The sequence below is a fragment of the Sphingomonas sp. ABOLG genome (genome assembly GCF_003950435.1).
Taxonomy (GTDB): Bacteria; Pseudomonadota; Alphaproteobacteria; order Sphingomonadales; family Sphingomonadaceae; genus Sphingomonas; species Sphingomonas panaciterrae.
Window position 1 is genome coordinate 144081 of the sequence record NZ_QQWW01000003.1, and the last position, 25395, is coordinate 169475.

Sequence of the window (25395 nt, forward strand, 5' to 3'; positions counted from 1 at the left end):
CGATCAACTTAGAGGGGATTTGCCAGGCCTCTTGAAATATGTCTTGACCTTACCAGATTTCCTCCGTGCGGCGCCGATGCCGGGCCGTACAGACGGTGGCGCGACGCTGGTCGTGCGCCTCCGCTTTCAACTCGCTCATTGGAGGAATTGAAGATGCGTCTTGACCTTACCCCCTACCGCCGTTCGACCATCGGCTTCGACCGGCTGTTTGACTTGATCGAAACCAACGCCCGCAATGCGAGCGACAATTATCCCCCCTTCAACCTCGAGCGCGTCGCTGATGATCGCTACCGGATCACGCTTGCCGTGGCCGGCTTCTCTCGCGACGAGATCGAGATCACGGCACAGCAGAACCTGCTGCTGGTGTCCGGCAAGAAGGACGACAAGGCCACTGGCCCGAACTTCCTCCATGTCGGCATTGCCACCCGCAGCTTCGAACGCCGGTTCGAACTGGCGGACTTCGTCTTTGTCGAGGACGCTCGGCTGAACGACGGTCTGCTGGTGATCTACCTGGTGCGCGAAGTGCCTGAGGCGATGAAGCCCAAGAGCATCGCCATCAAGACCGGCCAGAAGCCGACGGTCGTCGAGGACAAGTCCGGCGAGACCGCGCAGGCCGCGTAACTGTTCGGCGCCTCTTTGCTCCCTTTCGAGGCGTCGTGGGGCGTCCGGGCCAATCGGCTCGGGCGCCTTCGCTTCGTTGGGGTGCCGTCGCTTTGTCTGAGAAACAGCGCGCTCGCTCAATCCAGCGGCGCGGCCCAGTGTTGCGGCAGCGCCATGGCGAGCGCGGCGACGTGCATTGCCTGTACGATCGCGCCGCTGCGCGCTTGGGCGATTGCCTCCGCCACCGGCCGGGTCGACAGGCGCAGCCGCTCGGTCGGCTCGTCCACCGGTTTGGCCAGCCGGCGAACGCCGGTGGCGAGCACGGTGTGGCAGCGGTTCGTCTGAGTCGCGGGATTGGGCGCGAGCGTCGCGACCAGCCGCCAAGCGCCGCCGCCAAAGCCGGTTTCCTCCAGCAATTCGCGCTGGCCAGCGGCGATCGGGTCCGCGTCCTCGGGATCGATCGCGCCGGTCGGCAGCTCGCGCGAGGTGACGCCCCAGCCGTGGCGATATTGATCGACCAGCAGCAGGTCGCCCGCCTCGTCCAGCGCGACCACGATCACCCAATCGGGATATTCGGTGACGAAGAAGGGCGCGATCCGCACCCCCTCCGCCGTCACGCAATCATCGGCGCGCACCCGCAGCCAGCGGTCATCGACCACCAGCCGCGATGCCTCGACCCGCCATGCCGGCAGGTCGCCCTCGCGCGTGTCAGACAAGCCGGCTCTGCTTGACCGCCGCGGCGATGAAGCTGGCGAACAGCGGATGCGGATCGAACGGCTTGGACTTCAGCTCCGGGTGGAACTGGACGCCGACGAACCAGGGGTGGTCGGGCCGCTCGACGATCTCGGGCAAGGTGCCGTCGGGCGACATGCCGGAGAACACCAGGCCGCCCTTTTCCAGCGGTTCCTTATACGCCGTGTTCACTTCGTAACGGTGGCGGTGACGCTCGTAGATCGTCGTGTCGCCATAGATGGAGGCGACGACGCTGTTGCCGGCGAGCTTCGCCTCATAGGCGCCAAGCCGCATCGTGCCGCCCAGATCGCCCTCGGCCTCGCGCTTCTCCAGCCCGTCGCGGCCCATCCATTCGGTGATCAGGCCAACCACCGGCTCGGTCGTGGGGCCGAATTCGGTCGAGGATGCTTCCTTGATCCCGGCCAGATCGCGCGCGCCCTCGACGCACGCCATCTGCATGCCGAAGCAGATGCCGAAATAGGGAATCTCGCGCTCGCGAGCGAAGCGCACGCTGGCGATCTTGCCTTCCGCGCCGCGCTCACCGAAGGCGCCGGGCACCAGGATCGCGTCGCACGGCTCGAGCTGCGCGGCGATTTCCGCGTCGTCATTCTCGAACAGCTCGGCGTCGATCCAGTTGATGTTGACCTTCACCCGGTTGGCGATGCCGCCATGGACCAGCGCCTCGTTAAGCGACTTGTACGCATCCTGCAGGCCGACATATTTGCCGACCACGCCGATCGTGACCTCGCCTTCCGGATTGGTCAGGCGATCGACAATCTCGGTCCAGCGCGACAGGTCCGGCGCGGAGGACGGGGTGATGCCGAAGGCGCGGAGCACCTCGGTATCCAGCCCCTCGCCATGATATTGCAGCGGCACGGCATAGATGCTCTTCGCATCGAGCGCCGGGATGACCGCGGTTTCGGGCACGTTGCAGAACAGCGCGATCTTGGCGCGATCCGACGGCGGCAGCGGCTTTTCACAGCGGCAGACCAGAACGTCGGGCTGCACGCCCAGCGCCGCGAGCTCGCGCACCGAATGCTGCGTCGGCTTCGTCTTCAGCTCTCCGGCGGCGGCGATGTATGGCACCAGCGTGACATGGACGCTGATCGCATTGCCGCGGCCAACCTCGTTCTTCAGCTGGCGAATCGCCTCGATGAACGGCAGCGACTCGATGTCGCCGACCGTCCCGCCGATTTCGCACAGCACGAAATCGAGGTCGTCGGTCTGGTCCTTGGCGAATGCCTTGATCGCATCGGTGACGTGCGGGATCACCTGCACCGTTGCACCCAGATAATCGCCGCGCCGCTCGCGGGCGATGATCTGCTGATAGATGCGGCCGGACGTAACGTTGTCGCTCTGCCGCGCCGCGACGCCGGTAAAGCGTTCATAATGGCCAAGATCGAGGTCGGTCTCCGCCCCGTCGTCGGTGACGTACACCTCGCCATGCTGGTACGGGCTCATCGTGCCCGGATCGACGTTCAGATAGGGATCGAACTTGCGGATCCGCACGCGATAGCCGCGCGCCTGAAGCAATGCGGCGAGGCTCGCCGCCATGAGACCCTTGCCGAGCGAGGAGACCACGCCGCCGGTGATGAAAATAAACCGCGCCATGGGGATATCGACTTAGCCTCGAACAAACATGGGGGACAAGCGCCCGCTTTCACGGACGCGATGAAATTCCGGCGAACCGGGGGGATCAGCGGGCGAGCGGAACGCCGTTGTCGGCCGGGGCCGTCTGGTTCGCCGCCGCTGCCGCCGCCGCGGCTTCTGCCGCCGACAGGCCGGCATCACCCTCGGGCTGCGGCGCCGTCTGGCTGACCGGGGCACGCCGCTCGAGCGAGGTGTCGACGCTGGTGCCGCCACGCGTTGCCGCCAGCACCGCCAGCGCGATCGACATCAGCACGAACAGCGCCGCGAGCACCGAAGTCGCCCGCGTCAGGAAATCCGCCGCGCCGCGCGCCGACATCAGGCCCGACGGGCTACCGCCGGTCGTCAGGCCGCCACCTTCCGATCGCTGCATCAGAATCACCGTCACGAGGGCGGCGGCAATGATCGCCTGAACGACGAGAAGGAAGGTGAACATGTCGAATCCGATGTTGTGCCGGCGCTGGCTGGCCGATGCGCGCACATAGGCGCGGCGGGCCGCGCGATCAACCATTGCCGGATTTCGTGACAGTACTGAAACCAGCCGCGCAGGCAGACGTTATCTGTCGCGAACGGCGCGCATCAGCCGCCTGGTATCCGGATGACGCATTGTGGCAGTTCTCGCGAATTCCGAATTGAGCTCCTGGATGAACACCCTGGTGGACTATGTCCGCTCGGGGGAGCCTGACCTGACCAACCGCCAGATGGCGCTTCTGCTGGTCGTTTATCTGAAACCGGGCCCGCATACGGTGCGCGGCCTGGCCCGGATCTTAAACGTGTCGAAGCCGGTCGTCACTCGCGCCTTGAACAGACTTGGCGCGCTCGGCTATCTGCGCCGCCAACGCGACGACAGCGACAAGCGCAACATCTTTGTCGCACGCACATCCGAAGGGGCAAATTTTCTTGAGGAGTTCGGCCAGTTTCTCGGCGACGGCGATGAGCCAGTCCCCAGCCGCGCCAGCGCAACCGCAGGTGCCAGCGCGTAGATCGTTCGCGCTGGTCGGCCGTTCGCGCACGCTTGATCCGACTCGTTTTGCCGTGCGCAGCGACCTTGCCGACGTGCGGCTCGCCGATCAGGTATTCGCCCCGCATTATGCCGCGCACCAGCCGCGCCGTGCCGCCGTTGCCGCCGATCTGCGCACTGCGCGCGCGGCCGATTCGGCTGTGCTCGCGACCCTCGCGCCAGGCGATGCGTTTGAACTGCTCGACGTCACCGGTGACACGGCATGGGGCATCGCCCCAGCGTCCGGCTTTGTCGGCTATGTTCCCGCCGCGGCGCTCAAGGAGCAGCCATGACTGCAACCGTTTACATCGATGGGGCGGTCGGCACGACGGGGCTTGAGATCCGCGAGCGGCTGGAAGGTCGCAGCGACATCAGGCTCGTCACCCTGGGCGAGGATCGGCGCAAGGACGTCGCCGCCCGGCGCGAGGCGATCAACGACGCCGATGCCGTGATCCTGTGCCTGCCCGATGAGGCGGCGAAGGAAGCGGTTACCTTGGTGGAGAATCCGCGCGTTCGCGTGATCGATGCGTCCAGCGCGCATCGTGTTGCCGATGGCTGGACCTATGGCTTCCCCGAGCTTGGCTTCGACGTTGCCGGCGCGCAGCGCGTGTCAAACCCGGGCTGCTACCCCACCGGCTTCCTCGCGCTTGTCACCCCGCTGGTGCGCGCCGGGCTGATCAAGCCGGACGCTGGCCTCGTCGTGCACGGCACGTCGGGCTATTCGGGCGGCGGCAAGGCGATGATCGCGGAGTTCGAGGCGGGCAATGGCTCGGCCCACCGCGCCTATGCGCTGCACCTCGGGCACAAGCATGTGCCGGAAATGACGCGCCACGCCGCGCTTGCCTGTGCGCCGATCTTCCTGCCGTCGGTCGCGAACATCCATCGCGGCATGGTGATCGAGGTACCGCTCCACGCGGCGCAGCTCGCCCCCGGCACCACGGCCGCGGCGATCCGGGACGCGCTGGCCGCCACCTTCGACGATACGCCGCTGGTGCGCGTGTCGACCGACGACGTGACCCTGATCCGGATCGAGGATGACGCGGGCACCGACCGCATGACGCTGCACGTGTTCGGCAGCCCGGCAGGGGATCAGTTCCGGCTCGTCGCGGCGCTCGACAATCTCGGCAAGGGAGCGTCGGGTGCTGCGGTCCAGAACCTGAACCTGATGATCGGGGCCGACCCGCTGACCGGGCTGGTCTATTAAGCCGCGACCGGCATAAGTCGTCGCGCGTTCCCCGAGGGCGAACGCCGACAGCCAACAGGAGAAGCAAACATGCAGCGCAACCCGGTCGGGAAGCTATTGTTGTTTGGCGCGACGGGCGACCTGGCGCAGCGCATGCTGCTGCCCTCGCTCTACGGCCTCCACGCCGACAAGCTGCTGCCCGATGGGTTGACGATCACCGGCACCGCGCGTTCGGAGCATGACGACGACAGCTTCCGCGAGTTCGCGCGCAAGGCGCTGGACGAATTCGTGCCCAAGGATCGCTGCGATGCGGACACGATCGACACCTTCGTCGCGCGGCTGCAATATCAGCCGCTCGATGCCACCGACACCGACCATTACGGCGCGCTGGCCAAGAAGGTCGGCGACGTGTCGGGCGGGCTCGCCATTTTCCTGTCGACCGCGCCGTCCCTGTTCGAGCAGGTGATCCGCGGGCTCGAGGGCGCCGGCCTTGCCGGCGAGACGGTGCGCATCGGGCTGGAAAAGCCGCTGGGCTATGACCTCGCCTCCAGCCGCGAGATCAACGACACCGTCGCCACCGCCTTCCCGGAGGAGCGGATTTTCCGCATCGACCATTATCTGGGCAAGGAAACCGTCCAGAACATCATGGCGCTGCGTTTCGGCAATTCGTTCTTCGAACCGGTGTGGAATGCGCGCGGGATCGACAACGTCCAGATCACCGTCAGCGAGACCGTCGGGCTGGAGGATCGCGCCAGCTATTACGATGGCGCGGGTGCGCTGCGCGACATGGTGGCGAACCATATCCTGCAGCTCGTCGCGCTGATCGCGATGGAGCCGCCGGCGCGGTATGACGTGGCCGAGATACGCGACGAAAAGGCCAAGGTGTTCCGATCGCTGCGCCAGTTGAAGCCGGAGGAGGTCCCGCAGAACAGCGTGATCGGCCAGTATCTGGGCGGCGCGATCAACGGCGAGATCGTCAAGGGATATGACGAGGAGCTGGGCAAGGATTCCAACACCGAGACGTTCGTCGCGCTGAAGGCGCATGTCGACAATTGGCGCTGGCAGGGTGTCCCCTTCTACCTGCGCACCGGCAAGCGCATGCCGACCCGCCGAAGCGAGATCGCGATCCAGTTCAAGCCGGTGCCGCATTCAATGTTCGCCGGCCGCGGCGGCCTGCTTCAGCCCAACATGCTGATCATCCGCCTGCAGCCGGAGGAATACATCCAGCTGCTGGTGATGGCGAAGGAGCCGGGGCTGGACCGCGAGGGCATCCGCCTGCGCGAAGTACCGCTGAACCTCAGCCTCGACGCCGAATTCGCCGGCAAGCGCCGCCGCATCGCCTATGAACGCCTGCTGCTGGACCTGATCGAGGGCGACCAGACGCTGTTCGTGCGCCGCGACGAGGTGGAGGCGCAATGGACCTGGATCGACGCCATCCGCGAAGGGTGGAAGGCGAACGACATGAAGCCCAAACATTACGCTGCCGGCACCTGGGGGCCCGCCGCCTCGATCGCGCTGACCGAGCGTGACGGCGTGAGCTGGCAGGACGATTAACAAGCGGGGACCTTGCATGGTCCCTCGGCCGTTCGTCCCCCATCATTGGGGGCACGGTTCCAGAACAGGGTCCGCCCCGTGCGGAACAACGAAAGTGACATCATGAGCGACGAAATCGAATGGTGGGAATATGACGACGCGCAGGAGATGGCGGAGGCGGTAGCCGGCGACATCCAGTTCATCATCGAAAGCGCGATTGACGCACGCGGCGCGGCCGTCGTCGCGCTGTCGGGCGGCAAGACCCCCATCCCGATCTACAAGAAGCTGGCCGAGGCGAAGCTCGACTGGAAGCGCGTGACGATCGTGCCGACCGACGAGCGCATCGTGCCGCTCGGCGATCCGCTCAGCAACGTGACGATGATCGGCAAGACCTTCATCCCCAAGGGCGCGCGCGTGATTCCGATCGTGCCGGGCGCGACGGACGACTACAAGGCCGCCGGCCGCTCGGCGGATGCGCTGATGCAGGACCTGCACTGGCCGCTCGACCTGTGCCTGCTGGGCGTGGGCGGTGACGGGCACACCGCGTCGATCTTCCCCGGCCCCGACTATGACGAGGCACTGAACGGCCCGCGCGAACGCCGCGCGCTAGGCGTCATGCCCGATCCGCTGCCGCCGGAGGCGCCGGTCGCCCGCGTCACGCTGTCGCGCGCGGGAATCATCTCGGCCAAGGCGCTGATGATCGCGGTCACCGGCGCCAGCAAGCGCAAGGTGTTGGAAGACGCAATCGCTCAGGGCGCCGGCTCGGCCTATCCGATCGGCCGCGTGCTGGCCGACGCGGAACTGCCGGTCGACATCCACTGGGCCGAATAGCGCCTGGCGGGCGCTGGCGCGTCATCAGGCTCGTGTGAACGGAAGTAGAGTGCAACAATGCCCCAGCTGAACGCCATCGTATCCGCCGTCACCGATCGCGTGATCGCGCGATCGCGTGACAGCCGCGCGCGCTATCTCGACCTTCTGCTGCGCGAGCGTGACCAGTGGATCGGCCGCCCGGCGCTTGGCTGCGCCAACCTTGCCCATGCCTATGCCGGGACGGAGGAGGACCGCCCCGCCATGCGCACGGGCGAGGGCATGAACATCGGCATCGTCACCGCCTATAGCGACATGCTCTCGGCGCACGCGGTCTATTACCGTTATCCCGAGCAGATGAAGGTGTGGGCGCGCGAGGTCGGTGCCACGGCGCAGGTTGCGGGCGGCGTGCCGGCGATGTGCGATGGCGTGACCCAGGGCTATGCCGGCATGGAGTTGTCGCTCTTCAGCCGCGACACGATCGCGCTGTCCACGGCGATCGCACTCAGCCATGGCACATTCGAGGGCGCGCTGCTGCTCGGCATCTGTGACAAGATCGTGCCCGGCCTACTGATGGGCGCGCTTCGCTTTGGTCACCTCCCGATGCTGATGGTGCCGGGCGGCCCGATGCCGAGCGGCATTTCCAACAAGAGCAAGGCCGAGGTGCGCGAGCGGTTCGCGGTCGGCGAGGCGGATCGCGAGGAGCTGCTCGACAGCGAGATTGCCGCTTATCACACGCGCGGCACCTGCACCTTCTTCGGCACCGCCAACACGAACCAGATGATGATGGAGGTGATGGGCCTCCACGTTCCCAACGCCGCCTTCGTCAATCCGGGCACCAAGCTGCGTCAGGAGCTGACCCGCGCCGCCGTGCATCGCGTGGCCGGGCTTGGCTGGCGCGGCGAGGATTACCGCCCGATCGGCCATTGCGTCGACGAACGCGCGATTGTGAACGCCGCCGTGGGCCTGCTCGCCACTGGCGGCTCGACCAACCACCTCCTCCACCTGCCCGTGATCGCGCGCGCGGCCGGGATCGTGATCGACTGGGAGGACATGGACCGCCTGTCGAGCGCGGTGCCGCTGATCGCGCGCGTCTATCCCAATGGCGCTGCCGACGTGAACGGCTTCGAGGCGGCGGGCGGCATGGCCTTTGTCATCCGCGAGCTGCTCGCCAGCGGGCATCTGCATGGCGACATTCTGACGGCCGGCGGCGCCTCGCTGTCGGAATGGGCGGGCAAGCCGGTGCTCGAGGATGACCGGCTCACCTGGCGCGATCCGGGGCCGAGCGGCGACGACACGATCCTTCGCACGCCGGACACGCCCTTCTCCGCCGACGGCGGCATGCGCATTCTGGCGGGCAACATCGGCCGCGCCTGCATCAAGGTGTCGGCGGTCGACCCCGACCGCTTGATCGTCGAAGCGCCAGCCGCCGTCTTCTGCGACCAGGCAGCGGTGCTCGCCGCATTCCAGCGTGGCGAACTGGACCGTGACGTAGTGGTGGTCGTCCGGTTCCAGGGGCCACGCGCCAATGGCATGCCCGAATTGCACAAGCTGACCCCGCCGCTCGGCGTGCTGCAGAACAGGGGCTATCGCGTGGCGCTCGTCACTGACGGGCGCATGTCGGGCGCGTCGGGCAAGGTGCCCGCGGCGATCCATGTGTCGCCGGAAGCGCTGCCGGGGCTGAATGGTGTCAGCGGGCCGATCGCGCTGATCCGCGACGGCGACATCATCCGGGTCGACGCCGTGGCGGGAACGCTGGAGACGCTGGTCGACCCCGCGGAGTGGGCCGCGCGCACCCCGGCCGAGGCGCCGCCCGCGGCCGACGGGTTCGGGCGCGAGCTGTTCGGCATGTTCCGCGGGCTGGCGGACGAAGCGGAAAAGGGCGCGTCCGCCGTGCTGGCATGTGCCGGGCTGTAAGCCGAAGCCGCGCGCGATGACCGCCGCGCGTCGATGACAGTGTTTTGCGTACGGCGGTGCCGCGCGGCTTGGGAGTTTGAATGATGGACATCGTTTCGGTCGATATCGGCGGCACGCATTCCCGCTTCGCCATCGCGGAAGTGGAAAACGGCCGCGTCGTGTCGCTGGGCGAGCCGATCACGCTGAAGACCGCCGAATATGCCAGCCTTCAGACCGCGTGGCAGATGTTCGAGAAGAAGCTGGACCGTCCGGTGCCGCGCGCCGCGGCGATCGCGGTGGCATCGCCCGTCACCGGCGACATCATCCGGCTGACCAACAACCCCTGGGTGATCCGCCCCTCGCTGATCCCCGAGCGGCTGAACGTCGACAGCTATACGATCATCAACGATTTCGGCGCGATCGGCCATGCCGTGGCGCAGCTTCCCGATGAGAATTTCGATCATCTGTGCGGCCCCGAAATCCCCCTCCCCTCCAGCGGCGTGACCACCGTCTGCGGCCCGGGCACCGGGCTGGGCGTGGCGCAGGTATTCAAGACCGGCGGCAGCTATCACGTGCTGCCGACGGAAGGGGGCCACATCGATTACGCCCCGCTGGACGATATCGAGGACGCGCTGCTCAAGCGGCTGCGGCGCAGCTACACGCGCGTGTCGGCCGAGCGGATCTGCGCCGGCCCGGCAATCGTCGCCATCTATGAAATGCTGGCCGAGATGGAAGGCCGCCCGGTGCGCATGCGCGACGACAAGGCGATCTGGACCGAGGCGCTGGAGGGCACCGATCCGATCGCGCTGGCGGCGCTCGACCGTTTCTGCCTCGCCCTGGGCGCGACGGCGGGTGACCTCGCGCTGGCGCATGGCGCCAACGGCGTGGTGATCGGCGGCGGCCTTGGCCTCAGGATCAAGGATCGGCTGCTGCGTTCCGGCTTTGCCCACCGCTTCGTCGCCAAGGGACGTTTCCAATCCATGATGAGCGGCATTCCGGTGAAGCTCGTCACCCATCCGCAGCCGGGCCTGTTCGGTGCCGCCGCTGCCTTTGCACAGGAACATACGGCATGAGCGAGATCGGCACCATCATGCGGACGAGCGCGGTGATCCCGGTGCTCGTCATCGACGACGCCGCCGCCGCACGGCCGATGGCCGAAGCACTGGTCGCCGGCGGGCTGAAGGTGCTGGAGGTGACGATGCGCACCCCCGCCGCGCTCGATGCGATCCGCGAGATGAAGCAGGTGCCCGGCGCGATCGTCGGCGCCGGCACGGTGGTGACGAACGAACAGTTCGTTCAGGTGATGGATGCCGGCGCCGAATTCATCGTATCGCCCGGCCTGACCGAGCGGCTGGCCGATCCGATCATCGCCAGCGGCGTGCCGTTCCTCCCGGGTGTGGCCACTGCGGGCGACATCATGCGCGGGCTGGACCTCGGCCTGACTCATTTCAAGTTCTTCCCGGCCGAGACATCGGGCGGACTGAAGGCGCTGAAGGCGCTCGCCGCGCCCTTCTACCAATGCCATTTCTGCCCGACGGGCGGGATTACCGAGGAAAGCGCGCCGGCCTGGCTCGGCTTCGATCGCGTGCTGTGCGTCGGCGGCAGCTGGGTCGCCAGCGGCACCCCGGCGAAGATCGAGACCAAGGCGCGCGCCGCCGCCGCGCTGCGCGGCTGACGCCTCTCCCCTCCGCGGGCCGCGCCATTGCGGTGCGCGGCCGGGGCGGCATTCACTCGGCGGCGTCTGCCTCCGCGATCAGCTTGGTGAGCGGGCGCGCCGCCTGTTCCACCACTGGCGGCGCCTCGATCGCCTTGCCCGCGGTGTCGATCTTCAGCGCCTCGAACCGGCGCGCCTGGGTCAGCACCTGCGATTCCAGGCTGCCGACGAACTGATTGTACGCCGTCATCGCGGTGTCGAGGTTCTTGCCCAGCTTCGCGACATGGCCGCCCATCACCGACAGCCGCGCGTACAGGTCCTTCCCCAGCTGCGCGATCTCACGCGCTTCCTTGGCCAGCATTTCCTGCCGCCACACCGCCGCGACGGTGCGCGAAATGGCGATAAGGTTGGTCGGTGTGGCGAGCAGCACCTTGCGGTCGAAGGCATAGTCCCACAGCGACGGATCATGCTCCAGCGCGGCGGACAGGAAATGTTCGCCGGGCACGAACATCACGACATAATCGGGCGCGTCCTCGAACTGGTTCCAATAGGCCTTGGCACCCAGGCTGTTGACGTGTGCGCGCATCGCGGCGGCATGGGCGGTGAGGCCGGCGGTCCGTTCCGCCTCATCCACCGCGCCGAACGCATCCTGATAGGCGTTGAGCGACACCTTGGCGTCGATGACCAGCGACTTGCCGCCGGGAATCCGCACGATCACATCGGGGCGGAAGCGCGCACCTTCCGCGTCGGTTACCGACACTTCGGTCTGGAAATCGGCATGTTCGGACAGGCCGCAGCTTTCCAGCACGTTGCGTAGCTGCTGCTCGCCCCAGCGCCCGCGCGCCTTGGGTGCATTGCGCAAGGCGTTGACCAGCCGCGCCGCCTCGCTGCGCACCGTTTCCTGCCCAAGCCGCATCTGTTCGATCTGACCGCGAAGCTCGCCAAAGGCGTCGCGGCGCTCGGCCTCGACCTTCGCCACGCCTTCCTCATAGCGTTGCAGCCGGTCGCTTACCGGTTGCAGCATCGCCTTCAGGTTCTGCCCGGCGGTTTCCTCTGACTCGCGGAAACGTTCGTTGGCGCGCTGAAGGAAGCGGTCCTGCGCCTCGGCCAGCAGCTTCTGCCCCACCTGTCCGAATTGCGCGGCAAGCGCGTCCTTCGCCTCGCGAAGCTCGGTCAGCCGCGCATCGAAACCGCGCGCCTCCGCCTCCAGCCGGGCGATGTCGGCGCGTGCCGCATCGCGATCGTCGCGGATCACAGCGAGTTCCTGACGCAGCGCGTCAGCGGCCCGGGCGCGCTCCTCCGCGCCGGCCAGATCGACAATCGCCTTCTTGAATTCCGTGGCGCGGGCATCACGCTCGGCCCGGAGCGTGGCAGCGGTGCGGCTGGCGAACCACCAGCCCGCGGCCAGCCCAAGCACCAGCGCCACGAAGATGAACAGGACGGCGACAGGCTCCACGCTTCCTCCAATCTGGAACGAAGCGCGAACCTATCCGGCACATCCTGTTGTGGCAAGCCGCCTCAGGCGGCGTTCTTGCGTGCCTTCGCCAGCTTCTTCAGCAGCATGTCGCGCTTCAGGCGCGTGATGTGATCGATGAACAGCACGCCGTTCAGATGGTCGATCTCGTGCTGCATGCAGGTGGCGAGCAGCCCGTCCATTTCCTCTTCGTGGCGATTGCCATCGACGTCGAGCCACGCGACGCGGCAGCGCGCGGGGCGCTCCACCTCGGCATATTGCTCGGGGATCGACAGGCAGCCTTCCTGATAGCGCGACAGCTCGTCCGACACCCACAGGATCTCGGGATTGATGTATGCCTTGGGATCGCGGACGGTGGCTGGCGCCTCGCCCTCCTCCACCGGCTCGTCGCTCTGCCGGTCCTGCAGGTCGATGACGACCACGCGGCGCAGCACGCCGACCTGGATCGCGGCAAGGCCGATCCCGTGCGCGTCATACATCGTGTCGGTCATGTCGGAGACGAGCTGACGCACCTCGTCATCGATCGTGGCAATGGGTTCGCACATCTGGCGGAGGCGGGGATCGGGAATCTCTACGATAGGAAGAACGGCCATGGCGGGCAGATATTGGCAGCAGTCCGCCGAATCAAGCGAAGGGGGTGCGCCGCGCCGCGATCACGCCACCGGACGGCGCGCGCGCAGCGCCTGCGCCAGCGTTCCTTCGTCGAGATAATCGAGCTCGCCGCCGACCGGAAGGCCGTGCGCCAGCTGAGTCAGCCGGACCGGATAGCGTTCCAGCCGCTCGGCAATGTAATGCGCCGTGGTCTGCCCCTCCAGCGTGGCGTTCATCGCCAGCACCACTTCGTCGATCCCGCCCGCCTCGATCCGGCGGACGAGCTGATCGATCGTCAGATCCTCCGGGCGGACACCCTCCAGCGCGGACAATCGCCCGCCCAGCACGTGGAAGCGCCCCGGAAACAAGCGCGATCGATCGAGCGCCCAGAGGTCCGCCACCTCCTCCACCACGCACAGCGATCGGGCGTCGCGACGGGGATCGGCGCAGATCGCGCAGGGATCGACGGTATCGACATTGCCGCAGATCGAGCAGGTCGCCAGCCGTTCCTCCACCGCCTGAAGCGCCGACAGCAACGGGATCAGCGCGCCCTCGCGCTTCTTGACGAGGTGAAGCACCGCCCGCCGTGCCGATCGCGGCCCCAGCCCGGGCAGCCGCGCCAACGCGCCCGTTAGCGCCTCGATCTCCTGTGATGCCATCGCGTGAACAGATAGGGGGTTGCGTCCGCGTCCGCCAGCGCGTTGAAGCGCGCCCCATGCGGATCATCTTCATGGGCACGCCCGCGTTCGCCGTGCCGGCGCTGGAAGCGCTGGTTGCCGCCGGTCATCAGGTCGTCGCGGCCTATAGCCAGCCGCCACGGCCCGGCGGGCGGCGCGGGCGCGCCCTGGTCCCCTCCCCCGTTCACGCGGCGGCCGAGGCGCGCGGCATCCCGGTGCATACGCCCGTGTCCCTGCGCAATGCGGAGGAGCAGGCGGCGTTCGCCGCGCTGGAGGCGGACGTGGCCGTGGTCGCGGCCTATGGCCTGATCCTGCCGCAGGCGATCCTCGATGCCCCGCGCTTCGGCTGCCTCAACATCCACGGATCGCTGCTGCCACGCTGGCGCGGCGCGGCGCCGATCCAGCGCGCGATCCTCGCGGGTGACGCAGAGACCGGCGTCGGCATCATGCAGATGGAGGCCGGGCTCGATACCGGCCCGGTCAGGCTGGAAGGTCGTACGCCGATCGCCGGCAAGACCGCGGGAGAGCTGACCGACGAACTGGCGCAGATGGGCGCGCGGCTGATGGTGGAGGTGCTGGCCGATCTCGATGCGCACCCGGCGGTCGCGCAGCCGGCGGACGGCGTTACCTATGCGGCCAAGATCGCCAAGGAGGAGATGCGGCTCGATTTCGCCCCCGCCGCCGAGGTGGTCGAACGGCAGGTCCGCGCCTTCAACCCGCCGGGTGCCTGGTTCGAGGTGAATGGTGAGCGGGTTCGGCTGCTGGCGGCCGATGTGATCGCGGATGCCGGCGCCCCGGCAGCGCCCGGCGAGGTAGTCGACGATCGGCTGACGATCGCCTGCGGCAGCGGCGCGCTGCGCCCGACCCGGGTCCAGCGCGCCGGGCGCGGCGTGATGAGCGTCGACGAACTGCTCCGCGGCTTCCCGATCCCCGCCGGCACCCGCCTGTGACCCGCTTCGCGCTGACCGTCGAGTTCGACGGCCGGCCCTTCATGGGTTGGCAACGGCAGGATCACGGCCCCAGCGTTCAACAGGCGATCGAGGACGCGGCCTTTGCCGTCACCGGCGAGCGCACCACGGTCCATGCCGCCGGGCGCACCGATGCCGGCGTCCACGCCACCGCGATGCGCGCGCATGTCGACATCGCAAAGCCGATCACCGCCTTCCGGCTGGGCGAGGCATTGAACGCCCGGCTTCGCCCCAACCCGGTCGCGATCCTCGCCTGCGAGATCGTGCCCGACGGTTGGCACGCGCGCTTCTCCTGCCTTGGCCGCGCCTATGAATATCGCATCGTCAACCGCCGCGCGCCGCTGACATGGGAAAAGGGGCTGGCGTGGCAGGTCGCCCAGCCGCTCAATGCCGCGGCGATGCACGATGCCGCGCAATTGCTGGTCGGGCGGCACGATTTCACCACCTTCCGCTCGGCGCATTGCCAGTCGGCCAGCCCGGTTAAGTCGATCGACCGGCTCGCCGTCCGGCGGGAGGGCGACCGCATCATGTTGGAGGCGGCGGCGCGATCTTTCCTCCACCATCAGGTGCGCTCGATGGTCGGCTGCCTCGCGCTTGTCGGCCTGGGCCGCTGGTCCGCCGCTGACCTGCGCAACGCGCTGGAGGCGGCGGATCGTGCCCGGCTCGGCCTCAACGCCCCGCCCGACGGGCTGTTCTTCATGGGCGCGCGCTATCCCGCGCGCCCCGAAGCGGCGGCCTAATAGGCGAGCGCGCAGCCGTCGGCGCGCATTTCGCTCGCCGCGCCATAGACCCGCGTCGCACCGTCCATGCGATGCTCGACGCATTGATAGCGGCCGAAGCTGCCGTCGGGATCGCCGATCGACCAGCCCATCTCGGCGAGCTTCTGCCGCGTCGCCAGCGGCACGCCGCTTTCCAGCCGCAACCGCCCCTTGGGCCCGAGCCCCGGATCATCCTCGCCCATCGACTGCGACGATCCTTCATGGTGCCAGCGCGGCGCATCGCCGGCGGATTGCGCCTCCAGGCCGTAATCGACGCGATTGACGATGATCTGCGTCTGACCCTGCGGCTGCATGTCGCCGCCCATAACGCCGAAGCTCATCCACGGGTCCGCGCCGCGCGTCGCAAAGCCGGGGATGATCGTCTGGAACGGCCGCTTGCCCGGCGCATAGATATTGGGGTGGCCGTCCTTCAGGCTGAACAATTGCCCGCGATCCTGGAACATGAAGCCGAGGCCATCGGCGACCAGCCCCGATCCCATGCCGCGGAAATTGGACTGGATCATCGACACCATCATGCCGTCCGTGTCGGCGCAGGAGAAATAGGTCGTGTCGCCCCGGCTGGGCGCCTGCCCCGGATAGACCGGCGTCAGGATGCGGTCCGGTCGGATCAGCCTGGCGCGCTGCGCGGCATATTCCTTCGACACCAGCCAATCGACCGGCACGTCGGCGAATTTGGGATCGGCATAGAAGCGCGCGCGATCCTCATAGGCCAGCCGCTTCGCCTCCGCCTGCAGGTGGATCGACAAGGGCGACTGGAAGCCCGCATCCTTCAGGTCGAAATGCTCGAGGATGTTGAGCATCTGAAGCGTTGCGATGCCTTGGGTATTGGCCCCCAGTGCATGGACCGTCGTGCCGCGATAATCGGTGTGACTGGGCTCGATCCATTCGGAGCGGTGCGCCGCCAGATCCTCATAGCGCAGCCAGCCGCCGATCCGCTTGAAATAGCGGTCCATCGTGCGCGCCAGATCGCCGGCGTAGAAGGCATCGCGCCCGCCGGCAGCGATCGCGCGATAGGTGCGCGCCAGGTCGGGATTGCGGAACACCTGCCCCGCCGCCGGCCCCTTGCCGTCCGCCATGCCCCATGTCTTGAGCGCATTGGCAGTCTCCTCCACCCCGCTTCCGGGGCGAGCGAAGTTCGCCATGCTGCGGCGGATATAATAAGCGATGATGTCGGGTACCGGCGTCCCCGCCTCCGCCATCGCGATCGCCGGTTCGAACAGAACCTTCCACGGCAGCTTGCCGTAGCGCTGGTGCATCGTCCACCAGCCGTCGACCGTTCCCGGCACCGAGACGGTGATCGCGCCCAGCGGCGGCAGCGCGCCGTTCTTCGCACGCCCGCGCACCGTTTCCAGCGACAGGCCGCGCGGGCTGGCGCCCGATCCGGCGAGGCCGACCACCTTCTTCTGCCGGGGATCCCAGATCATCGCATAGACGTCACCGCCGATCCCGCTGGCGGTCGGCTCGAGCAGGCCGAGGCAGGCGTTCATCGCGATTGCCGCGTCGACCGCCGATCCGCCGCGCTTCAGCATGTCGATGCCGGCTTGCGTGGCGAGCGGATGCGCCGTGCCGGCCGCGCCGTTCAGGCCATAGACGGCGGTACGCGAGGCGAAGCTGGCGCCGACCGGCCGGTCGCCGGCATGGACATCGGGGCGGATGAAGCGATCCTCGCCCGGCTTCCAATATTTCGGCTGATCGCCCGCCTTCGCGGTGGCGGGCTGCGGCGCGCCGCCCTGCCCCGGCCCCTCGGTCCCCTGCGACTGACTGGGCGTCCCCTGCTGCGCCCGCGCGAGCGATGGAGCAAGGGCAAGCGCCGGCAGCGTGGCAACAAAGGTTCTACGTCGCATGGAAGGCTCCCCGTTTTCAGCACCTTGTCGCGACAAACGCCGGGCGCCGCAAGCAGCGGCCCCGCCATCAGGGAACGAAAAGCGCCCCTCGGGCACTCCATCGGCGATGACCGTCACCGATCTGGCCACGCGCACCTATAATCACAGCTTCCGGCTGGATCCGATCGTCCGCAGCCTGCTCGACACCGATTTCTACAAGCTGCTGATGCTTCAGCTGATCTGGTCGCGGCACGCGAACACGAACGTCACCTTTTCACTGATCAACCGCACCCGCGCCGTCCGGCTGGCGGAAGTGATCGACGAGGCGGAGCTTCGCGAACAGCTCGATCATGCGCGCACACTCCGCTTCACCAAGAAGGAGTTGATCTGGCTCGCCGGCAACACCTTCTACGGCGTCGAACGCATGTTCCGGCCCGATTTCATCGCCTGGCTCGCGCGTTATCGCCTGCCCGATTATGAGCTTCGCCGCGTCGACGGCCAGTTCGAGCTGAGCTTCACCGGCCCGTGGGTGGACGTGACGCTGTGGGAGATCCCGGCGCTCGCAATCGTCAACGAGCTGCGATCGCGCGCCGCGCTTCGCCATCGCGGCCGCTTCGCGCTCGACGTGCTGTACGCGCGTGCGAAGGCGCGACTGTGGAGCAAGGTGGAGCGGCTGCGCGACCTTCCCGAGCTTGCGCTGTCGGATTTCGGCACCCGCCGCCGCCATGGCTTCCTGTGGCAGCGCTGGTGCGTCGAGGCGTTGAAGGAGGGGCTTGGCGAGCGGCTGATCGGCACGTCCAACGTCCTCCTCGCGATGGACGCCGACCTGGAAGCGATCGGCACCAATGCGCATGAACTGCCGATGGTCGCCGCAGCCGAGGCGGCGGACGATGCCGCGCTCGCGCGCGCGCCCTATCGCGTGCTGGAGGAATGGCAGCGGGATTATGCCGGCAACCTGCTGATCGTCCTGCCCGACACTTATGGCACTGCGGCGTTCCTGCGCGACGCGCCCGATTGGGTCGCCGACTGGACCGGCTTTCGTCCCGACAGCCTGCCACCGATCGAGGCGGGCGAGCAGATCATCCGCTGGTGGCAGGACAAGGGCCGCGATCCGCGCGGCAAGCTGCTGATCTTCTCCGACGGGATGGATGTCGACAGTATCGCGGCGACCTACCGGCATTTCGACGGGCGGGTGCGGATGAGCTTCGGCTGGGGTACCAACCTCACCAACGATTTTCGCGGCTGCGATCCGGAGGGCGACGCGCCGCTCGCCCCCTTGTCGCTCGTCTGCAAGGTGACGCGCGTCAACGGCCGGTCGGCGGTCAAGCTGTCCGACAATCCGGCCAAGGCGACCGGCGACCCTGCCGAAATCGCCCGCTATTTGCGCGTATTCGGCGAAGCAGGGCGGCTCGCCCAGACGGTCAGGGTCTAGCCGCGTGACGGGCGCGCCCGTGCCTCAGAAGCTGCGCGGCATCCCCAGCACATGCTCGCCGACGAAGCTCAGGATCAGGTTCGAACTGATCGGCGCGACCTGATACAATCGCGTCTCGCGGAACTTGCGCTCGACGTCATAATCCGCCGCAAAGCCGAAGCCGCCATGCGTCTGAAGGCAGGCATTGGCCGCCTTCCACGATGATTCCGCCGCCAGATGCTTGGCCATGTTCGCCTCCGCGCCGCACGGCTGATGCGCGTCGAACAACCGGCACGCCTCGTAGCGCATCAGGTCCGCCGCGCGGACCTCCATATAGGCCTGCGCGATCGGGAACTGAACGCCCTGGTTCTTGGCGATCGGCCGGTCGAACACGATCCGCTCCGACCCGTACTGCACCGCGCGTTCGACGAACCAATAGCCATCGCCGATGCACTCCGCCGCGATCAGCGCGCGTTCGGCGTTGAGCCCGTCGAGGATGTAGCGGAAACCCTTGCCCTCCTCGCCGATCAAACTGTCGGCAGGCAGCTCCAGATCGTCGAAGAACACCTCGTTGGTCTCGTGGTTGACCATATTGCGGATCGGCCGGATCTCCATGCCATTGCCGATTGCCGCCTGCAGGTCGACGAGGAAGATCGACAGGCCGTCGGCCTTCTTCTTCACCTCGTCGAGCGGGGTGGTGCGCGCGAGCAGGATCATCAGGTCGGAATGCTGGATCCGGCTGATCCACACCTTCTGCCCGTTGACGACATACTTGTCGCCGCGGCGCTCGGCGCGGGTCTTCAGCTCGGTGGTGTTGGTGCCGGTGGTCGGTTCGGTTACCGCCATGGATTGCAGGCGCAGCGCGCCGCTCGCGATCTCGGGCAGGAAGCGCTGCTTCTGCGCCGCCGATCCGTGCCGCAGCAGCGTGTTCATATTGTACATCTGGCCGTGGCAGGCGCCCGAATTGCCGCCCGCGCGGTTGATCTCCTCCATGATGATCGACGCTTCGGTCAGGCCAAGCCCCGCCCCGCCATAGCTTTCGGGGATCAGCGCCGCCATCCAGCCCGCCTTGGTCAGCGCGTCGACGAACGCCTCGGGATAGGCGCGCTGGTCATCCACCTCGCGGAAATAGCTGTCGCCGAACTCGCGGACGAGCGCGCGCACGGCATCGCGGATTTCGGGGAAATCGTTGCGGGCGGCGGGGATCATGCACGGGCCTTTCTGGACGGCGGTGATGGTTTGTGGTCGAGCGCCGCGATCTCGGCGGCAAGCGCGACCAGCGCGGCGGCAAGGTCGGCGAACTCCGCCTCGCTGCGTGATCCGGCAAAGACGGAGGCGGAGACGCACAGCGACTGCGCTTCATCCGGCAGGCACACCGCGATCGACGATATGCCGGCGTAGCTCAGCCCGTCGTCGACGCCATACCCCTGCGCCACCGCCGCCGCGACTTGGGCGGCATAATCCTCAAAGGCGACCGCTCGCTGCCAGCGCACCGCGGCAAAACGCCGCGCCAGTTCCTCGCGGCCGACGCGCTGCGCGGCGGCACGCGCACGGCCCACCGCGCCGCTGCCGATCGGCTGGCGCTGTCCCTCTTCCATATGGATCCGTGTCGCGGCGACGCTCTGGCCCAGTGCGACCAGTTGCAGCCGGTCCCGCCCGGTGACACGCCACAAGCCGATCGGCGCGTGCCAGCTACGCGCCGCCCGCTCCAGCAACGGCCGCGCCCGCGCCACCAGCCGCGTCGACCGATCGAGGTCGCTCGCGGCGATTTCCGACCAGGGCGGCGACAGCGCGTACCGCTTGCCCTCGCCCAGCGACAGCACGCCCTCCCCCACCAGCGTGCGCAGCAGGCCAAGGCAGCTCGACGGGCTGATCCCGCAGCTTTGCGCCACTTCGGACAGCGTCAGCGCCCGGCCGTCCGCCAGCGCGCGCATGATGGCAAAGGCCTGAACGACCGAGGGGACTGGCGAACTCATCGCCCGATGCATAAACTTCATTGGAGTGAAACCGCAATGCGCCATCTTGAAATAGCGTCCCCCGCGCCGTAACCCGTCGGCGAGCAGTTTCAGGAGGTGGAGCATGGGCATTCTCGACGGAAAGGTCGTGGCCGTGACGGGCGCGGGCCGCGGCATCGGGCGTGAGATCGCCCTGTTGTGCGCGCGTGAGGGCGCCGCGGTGGTGATCAACGATCCGGGCGTCGGCGGTAGCGGCGAAGGCGGCGAGGCTGGTCCGGCGGAGCAGACCGCATCGGACATCGTCGCCGCTGGCGGCAAGGCGATCGCCAACCTCGCCAGCGTCGCCGATCCCGCCGCCGCGGCGACGATCGTCGAGGATGCGGTGAAGCAGTTCGGCCGCATCGATGCGGTGGTGAACAACGCCGGCATCCTGCGCGATTCGATCTGGCACAAGATGAGCCATGAGGATTGGCGCGCGGTGATCGACGTTCACCTGAACGGCGCGTTCAACGTGTCCAAGGCCGCCACGCCCTATTTCCGTGAGCAGCAGTCGGGCAGCTTCGTCCACTTCACCTCGACCAGCGGCCTGATCGGCAACATCGGCCAGGCGAATTATTCCGCGGCGAAGCTGGGCATCGTCGGCCTGTCGCAGTCGATCGCCCTCGACATGGCACGCGCCGGCGTCCGGTCGAACTGCATCGCGCCGTTCGCGTGGAGCCGCATGACCGCCTCCATCCCGGCCGAAACGCCCGAGGCGAAGGAGCGCGTCGCCCGCCTCCAGACGATGAGCGCGGACAAGATCGCGCCGCTCGTCGCCTTCCTCGCATCCGACCTGTCGAAGGACGTCAGCAACCAGATCTTCGCGGTGCGCAAGAACGAGATCGTGCTCTTCTCCAAGCCGCGCCCGATCCGCTCGATGACCAAGCTTGAGGGCTGGTCGGCGCAGGCGATCGCGGATGAGCTGATCCCCTCCTTCCGCCCCAGCTTCGCGCGGGCCGACGAAGTGTCGGCCAACGTCTTCCCCTACGATCCGATCTGAGGACCATCATCATGTCCACCCTCAACCCCGCCCCGAACAGCGGCCCGAATCCCGGCATGGACGCCGAGACGTTCGACCAGTTCATCGACCAGCTGCGCCGCTATGTGCGCGACCGGCTGATCCCGGCCGAGAAGGAAATCCTCGAGACCGACCGCATCCCGGACGAGATCCTGAACGAGATGCGCGAGATGGGCCTGTTCGGCCTCACCATCCCCGAGGAATATGGCGGCGCGGGGATGAACACCTATCAATATACCCAGACAATCCGCGAGCTGGCCTATGCCATGCCGTGCTTCCGCTCGATCATCTCGATCACCATCGGCATGGTCAATTCGGCGCTGCGCAACGGCGGCACCGAGGAGCAGAAGGCCGAGTGGCTGCCCAAGATGGCTGCGGGCATGATCGTCTCCTTCGGCTTGACCGAGCCCGGTTCGGGCAGCGACAGCGCCGGCATGCAGACGATGGCGGTGCGTACCGGCAACGGCTGGGTGCTGAACGGTACGAAGCGCTACATCACCAATGCGCCCGACGCCGAGATGGCGGTCATCATGGCGCGCACGTCGAAAGAGGCGCTGCCCAAGAACGCGCACGTCTCCGCCTTCATCGTGCCGATGAACACGCCGGGCGTGACGGTCGGCAAGCCCGACAAGAAGATGGGCCAGGCCGGCACGCATATCGCCGACATCATCCTGGAGGACGTTCACCTTCCCGCCGACGCGCTGCTCGGGCTTGAGGAAGGCAAGGGCTTCGTCACCGCGATGAAGAGCCTCGACAACGGCCGTTTGTCGGTCGCTGCGGCCTCGATGGGTTATGCCCGCCGCGCGGTGGATTCGGCGCTTCGCTACGCCACCGAGCGCAAGGCGTTCGGCGAACCGATCGCCAATTTCCAGCTGATCCAGCAGATGCTCGCCGACAGCGATATCGAGATCTATGCTTCGGAGACGATGCTGGCCGATTGCGCCCGCCGCGTCGATGCTGGCGAGCCGGTGCTTCGCAAGGCAGCGGCGACCAAGGTCTTCGCCTCCGAAGCATGCGGCCGGATCGTCGATCGCGTGGTGCAGATCTATGGCGGCGCGGGCTATCTCGCCGAATATGACGCCGAGCGTTTCTTCCGCGATGCGCGCATCTACCGCATCTACGAGGGCACGACCCAGATCCTGCAGCTGCAGATCGCCAAGCACATGCTGCGTGAGTTCAACGCCGGAGTGAATTGAGATGTACAACCTCCTCCCCGGCCTGACCGTGATCGAGGCGTCGTCCTTCGTCGCCTCGCCCACCGCCGGGCTTTATCTGGCGCAGATGGGGGCGGAGGTTATCCGCGTGGACCAGATCGGCGGCGGGCCCGATTTCCGCCGCTGGCCGGTCACGGAAGGCGGCGATTCCCTCTATTGGGAAAATCTCAACCGCGCGAAGAAGAGCCTCGCGCTCGATCTCGGCCGGCCGGAGGGGCGCGAATTGCTCCAGGCGCTGGTCCGCGCGACCGGGCAGTTCGTCACCAACTTCCCGGTGAAGGGGTTCCTCGCGCATGAAACGCTGGCGGAAGGTCGCCCCGATCTCATCACCGTACGCGTGATGGGCTGGCCCGACGGCAGCCCGGCGCTCGACTATACCGTCAACAATGCGGTCGGCTATCCAATGCTGACCGGGGCGGGACCGGACCCGGTCAACCACGTCCTCCCCGCCTGGGATCTGCTCACCGGCGCCTATGCCGCCTTCGCGATGATGGCTGCGCTACGCCGGCGCGATACGACCGGCGAAGGTGGCGAGATTCGCATTCCGCTGTCCGACGTCGCGATCGGCACCGTCGCCAATCTCGGCGGCATCGCCGAGGTGATGCACACCGGCACCGATCGCCCACGCCTCGGCAACACGGTCTTCGGCCTGTTCGGGCGCGATTTCACGACGCGCGACGGCAAGCGGACGATGATTGTCGTCGTCACGCATCGCCAATGGGCCAACCTCATCGCCGCGCTGAACCTCGGCGATGCAATCGCGCGTGTGGAGGCGGACCGCGGGGTCAGCTTTGCGCACGACGATGGCCTCCGCTTCACGCATCGCGACGCGCTGTTCCCGCTGTTCGAGGCCGCCATCGCCGCGCGCGACCATGATGATCTCGCCGCCGCCTTCGATGCCGGCGGCATCGTCCACTCTGCTTATGGCACCATGGCGGATGCGGTGCGTGATCCCCGGTTGGTCACCAACAACCCGATCTTCGGCACTACCGATGACCCCAGCGGCACGCGCTACCCCGCCGTCGGCGCCTTCGCGACGCTCCCCGCCGAGGATCGCCGCCCGCCCGCGCCCGCCCCGCGTAACGGCCAGCACAGCGAACAGATACTTGCCGAAACGCTCGGCCTCTCGTCCGGCGAAATCGCGCGCCTGTTCGACACGGGCATCGCCGCCACGACCAAGTAGAGGCCGCGACGGGGGCCGCCGTATCTCTGCGGTCGACCGGTCTTACCGTGTCGTAGCGCGAAAGACCGAAGCAACGCTGCGGTCCATTACGGATCTCGCGTTGACGGGATCTGGCGCAGAAACCAGCGCCCGCGATCGGTGGGCGCTGGTTCCTCCTTCACTTGCCGACGGTCGCCTCGGCCATCGCCGGCGCCGAATGAATGTCCGGCGCGCCGCCCATGTCGCCGCCCTTGGTGCGGCCAGCGCCCGGTCCGGCGCCAAGGTCCGCGCCCGTCGTCGGATCGGCCGTCGGATCGGACATGGTGCGCTCCGCCATCTTGGTGGCGACCTTCTTGTCCTTGGCGGGCATCGTCACGCTGGCCGTGCCGTCGCCGCCATCGGCCGGCATCACCTGCTGCAGGTCGTCCACCCGCTCCCATTGATCACCGCTGTTCCACGGCCCGGTGGTGTCGCCTTCCCCCTGCGAGGTGTTGACGTACATGTTGGCATATTTCTCCACGCCCGGCAGCTTGCCCGACGGGAAGTTGTTCTCGATCGCGTAGAGCGCCTTCTCGAACGATTTCTGGTGCGCCACTTCGCGCGTCATCAGGAAGCCTAGCGCATCCTTGATTCCGGGATCGTCGGTGATGTTGATCAGCCGCTCATAGACGATCTTCGCGCGCGCCTCGGCGGCAATGTTCGATCGCAGGTCGACGGTCGGCTCGCCGCGCGAATCCACATAGGCCGCAGTCCACGGTACGCCGGCGGAGTCGCACAGGGCGGGGCCGCCGCCGAACAGGATCGATCCCTTCGCGCTGGTCCCGGTCGAGCCGACCAGCTGGTACAGCTCGGCCTCCTTCATCTGCCCTTCGGCCAGCTGCGCCTTCACGCCCTTGGTCAGCATGGCGATGATCGACCCGATGATCTCGAGGTGGCTGAGTTCCTCCGTAGCGATGTCGAGCAGCATGTCCTTGCGGCCGGGATCATCCTCCGCCAGCCCCTGCGTGAAATAGCGCATCGCCGCGGCCAGCTCGCCATCGGCGCCGCCGAACTGCTCCATCATCAATGTTGCAAGTCGCGGGTTCGGCTCGGCGACGCGCACGGTGTATTGCAGGCGCTTGTTATGCATAAACATAGGTTAAACTCCGGCAAAGTAACGACTTTTCGCCCTGCCAGAGCGAACCAGCGACATAAGCGTTCCGCCGCGCTCAAAACATTCCGCAGCATCTATT

Annotated in this window: 25 protein-coding genes; 15 read left to right on the forward strand and 10 right to left on the reverse strand. The window is 67.3% G+C overall.

Going from position 1 to position 25395, the window contains the following annotated elements:
* The first annotated feature begins 153 nt into the window (after nt 1-153).
* A complete protein-coding gene (locus CA236_RS04470) occupies nt 154-621 on the forward strand; it encodes an Hsp20 family protein (protein WP_125944706.1) in 468 nt (155 codons plus the stop codon).
* Nucleotides 622-737: 116 nt separating this feature from the next.
* Here the strand turns inward: CA236_RS04470 and CA236_RS04475 are convergent, their stop codons facing one another.
* The 3 genes from CA236_RS04475 to secG form a co-directional block, all read right to left on the reverse strand.
* Nucleotides 738-1316 (reverse strand): NUDIX hydrolase, encoded by a 579-nt coding sequence (locus CA236_RS04475; protein ID WP_125944707.1) that lies wholly within the window; start codon nt 1314-1316, stop codon nt 738-740.
* Complete coding sequence (locus CA236_RS04480) at nt 1309-2943, reverse strand: CTP synthase (protein ID WP_125944708.1); 1635 nt, start codon at nt 2941-2943, stop codon at nt 1309-1311. Before CA236_RS04480 ends, CA236_RS04475 begins: the two co-directional genes overlap by 8 nt.
* Before the next feature lie 85 nt (nt 2944-3028).
* Entirely contained in the window at nt 3029-3415 is a 387-nt protein-coding gene (gene secG, locus CA236_RS04485; protein WP_046411928.1) for a preprotein translocase subunit SecG, read from the reverse strand.
* 208 nt (nt 3416-3623) lie between these two features.
* Between secG and CA236_RS04490 the strand changes: the two genes are divergently transcribed.
* The 8 genes from CA236_RS04490 to eda all read left to right on the forward strand — a co-directional run bounded on the left by CA236_RS04490 (nt 3624) and on the right by eda (nt 11073).
* Nucleotides 3624-3962 (forward strand): MarR family transcriptional regulator, encoded by a 339-nt coding sequence (locus tag CA236_RS04490; RefSeq protein WP_046411308.1) that lies wholly within the window; start codon nt 3624-3626, stop codon nt 3960-3962.
* The gene (locus CA236_RS04495; protein WP_241212514.1) at nt 3949-4272 is read left to right on the forward strand and encodes an SH3 domain-containing protein; all 324 of its coding nucleotides are present in this window, start codon (nt 3949-3951) and stop codon (nt 4270-4272) included. The genes CA236_RS04490 and CA236_RS04495 overlap by 14 nt, the downstream gene beginning before the upstream one ends.
* Nucleotides 4269-5183, forward strand: coding sequence for an N-acetyl-gamma-glutamyl-phosphate reductase (gene argC, locus CA236_RS04500; RefSeq protein WP_125944710.1), 915 nt, complete (start codon nt 4269-4271; stop codon nt 5181-5183). The genes CA236_RS04495 and argC overlap by 4 nt, the downstream gene beginning before the upstream one ends.
* A 69-nt stretch (nt 5184-5252) precedes the next feature.
* A complete protein-coding gene (gene zwf, locus CA236_RS04505; protein WP_125944711.1) occupies nt 5253-6716 on the forward strand; it encodes a glucose-6-phosphate dehydrogenase in 1464 nt (487 codons plus the stop codon).
* A gap of 102 nt (nt 6717-6818) precedes the next feature.
* Complete coding sequence (pgl, locus tag CA236_RS04510) at nt 6819-7526, forward strand: 6-phosphogluconolactonase (RefSeq protein WP_125944712.1); 708 nt, start codon at nt 6819-6821, stop codon at nt 7524-7526.
* Between the two features lie 57 nt (nt 7527-7583).
* Nucleotides 7584-9419 carry a phosphogluconate dehydratase gene (edd, locus tag CA236_RS04515; RefSeq protein ID WP_125944713.1) on the forward strand — a complete coding sequence of 612 codons (1836 nt, stop codon included), beginning with the start codon at nt 7584-7586 and terminating at the stop codon, nt 9417-9419.
* 83 nt (nt 9420-9502) lie between these two features.
* Nucleotides 9503-10471, forward strand: coding sequence for a glucokinase (glk, locus tag CA236_RS04520; RefSeq protein WP_046411931.1), 969 nt, complete (start codon nt 9503-9505; stop codon nt 10469-10471).
* Nucleotides 10468-11073, forward strand: coding sequence for a bifunctional 4-hydroxy-2-oxoglutarate aldolase/2-dehydro-3-deoxy-phosphogluconate aldolase (gene eda / locus CA236_RS04525; protein WP_046411317.1), 606 nt, complete (start codon nt 10468-10470; stop codon nt 11071-11073). The genes glk and eda overlap by 4 nt, the downstream gene beginning before the upstream one ends.
* A 52-nt stretch (nt 11074-11125) precedes the next feature.
* On the opposite strand, the gene CA236_RS04530 is transcribed toward eda, so the two are convergent.
* From CA236_RS04530 to recR, 3 genes are all read right to left on the reverse strand, one after another.
* Nucleotides 11126-12508, reverse strand: coding sequence for a DNA recombination protein RmuC (locus CA236_RS04530; protein ID WP_125944714.1), 1383 nt, complete (start codon nt 12506-12508; stop codon nt 11126-11128).
* A 62-nt stretch (nt 12509-12570) separates the two neighbouring features.
* Nucleotides 12571-13119 (reverse strand): peptide deformylase, encoded by a 549-nt coding sequence (gene def / locus CA236_RS04535; protein WP_125944715.1) that lies wholly within the window; start codon nt 13117-13119, stop codon nt 12571-12573.
* A 60-nt stretch (nt 13120-13179) separates the two neighbouring features.
* Nucleotides 13180-13776 carry a recombination mediator RecR gene (recR, locus tag CA236_RS04540; protein WP_046411322.1) on the reverse strand — a complete coding sequence of 199 codons (597 nt, stop codon included), beginning with the start codon at nt 13774-13776 and terminating at the stop codon, nt 13180-13182.
* 56 nt (nt 13777-13832) lie between these two features.
* On the opposite strand from recR, the gene fmt reads away from it, so the two are divergent.
* Both fmt and truA read left to right on the forward strand, forming a co-directional pair.
* The gene (gene fmt / locus CA236_RS04545) at nt 13833-14744 is read left to right on the forward strand and encodes a methionyl-tRNA formyltransferase (protein WP_125944716.1); all 912 of its coding nucleotides are present in this window, start codon (nt 13833-13835) and stop codon (nt 14742-14744) included.
* Complete coding sequence (gene truA, locus CA236_RS04550; RefSeq protein ID WP_125944717.1) at nt 14741-15502, forward strand: tRNA pseudouridine(38-40) synthase TruA; 762 nt, start codon at nt 14741-14743, stop codon at nt 15500-15502. The genes fmt and truA overlap by 4 nt, the downstream gene beginning before the upstream one ends.
* On the opposite strand, the gene CA236_RS04555 is transcribed toward truA, so the two are convergent.
* On the reverse strand, nt 15499-17385 hold the full coding sequence (locus CA236_RS04555) for a gamma-glutamyltransferase family protein (protein ID WP_125944718.1): 1887 nt from the start codon (nt 17383-17385) through the stop codon (nt 15499-15501). The two genes, truA and CA236_RS04555, sit on opposite strands and share 4 nt — an antisense overlap.
* 106 nt (nt 17386-17491) lie before the next feature.
* Here CA236_RS04555 and pncB point away from each other — a divergent pair, with 106 nt between their 5' ends.
* Complete coding sequence (gene pncB, locus CA236_RS04560) at nt 17492-18796, forward strand: nicotinate phosphoribosyltransferase (RefSeq protein WP_125944719.1); 1305 nt, start codon at nt 17492-17494, stop codon at nt 18794-18796.
* Between the two features lie 24 nt (nt 18797-18820).
* On the opposite strand, the gene CA236_RS04565 is transcribed toward pncB, so the two are convergent.
* Together CA236_RS04565 and CA236_RS04570 are read right to left on the reverse strand one after the other, a co-directional pair.
* Nucleotides 18821-19984 (reverse strand): acyl-CoA dehydrogenase family protein, encoded by a 1164-nt coding sequence (locus tag CA236_RS04565; RefSeq protein WP_125944720.1) that lies wholly within the window; start codon nt 19982-19984, stop codon nt 18821-18823.
* Nucleotides 19981-20751: a helix-turn-helix domain-containing protein gene (locus CA236_RS04570; RefSeq protein WP_164518861.1), complete on the reverse strand. Its 771-nt coding sequence runs from the start codon at nt 20749-20751 to the stop codon at nt 19981-19983. Before CA236_RS04570 ends, CA236_RS04565 begins: the two co-directional genes overlap by 4 nt.
* 103 nt (nt 20752-20854) lie before the next feature.
* On the opposite strand from CA236_RS04570, the gene CA236_RS04575 reads away from it, so the two are divergent.
* From CA236_RS04575 to CA236_RS04585, 3 genes are read left to right on the forward strand one after another with little or no spacing between them, the layout of a single operon-like run.
* Nucleotides 20855-21769 (forward strand): SDR family NAD(P)-dependent oxidoreductase, encoded by a 915-nt coding sequence (locus tag CA236_RS04575; RefSeq protein ID WP_046411334.1) that lies wholly within the window; start codon nt 20855-20857, stop codon nt 21767-21769.
* A gap of 11 nt (nt 21770-21780) precedes the next feature.
* Nucleotides 21781-22983 carry an acyl-CoA dehydrogenase family protein gene (locus tag CA236_RS04580; protein WP_231622014.1) on the forward strand — a complete coding sequence of 401 codons (1203 nt, stop codon included), beginning with the start codon at nt 21781-21783 and terminating at the stop codon, nt 22981-22983.
* A 1-nt stretch (nt 22984) separates the two neighbouring features.
* Nucleotides 22985-24184, forward strand: a complete 1200-nt coding sequence (locus CA236_RS04585) for a CoA transferase (protein ID WP_125944722.1) — start codon at nt 22985-22987, stop codon at nt 24182-24184.
* Nucleotides 24185-24341: 157 nt separating this feature from the next.
* On the opposite strand, the gene CA236_RS04590 is transcribed toward CA236_RS04585, so the two are convergent.
* Nucleotides 24342-25292 carry a manganese catalase family protein gene (locus CA236_RS04590; protein WP_241212515.1) on the reverse strand — a complete coding sequence of 317 codons (951 nt, stop codon included), beginning with the start codon at nt 25290-25292 and terminating at the stop codon, nt 24342-24344.
* Between the last annotated feature and the right edge of the window lie 103 nt (nt 25293-25395).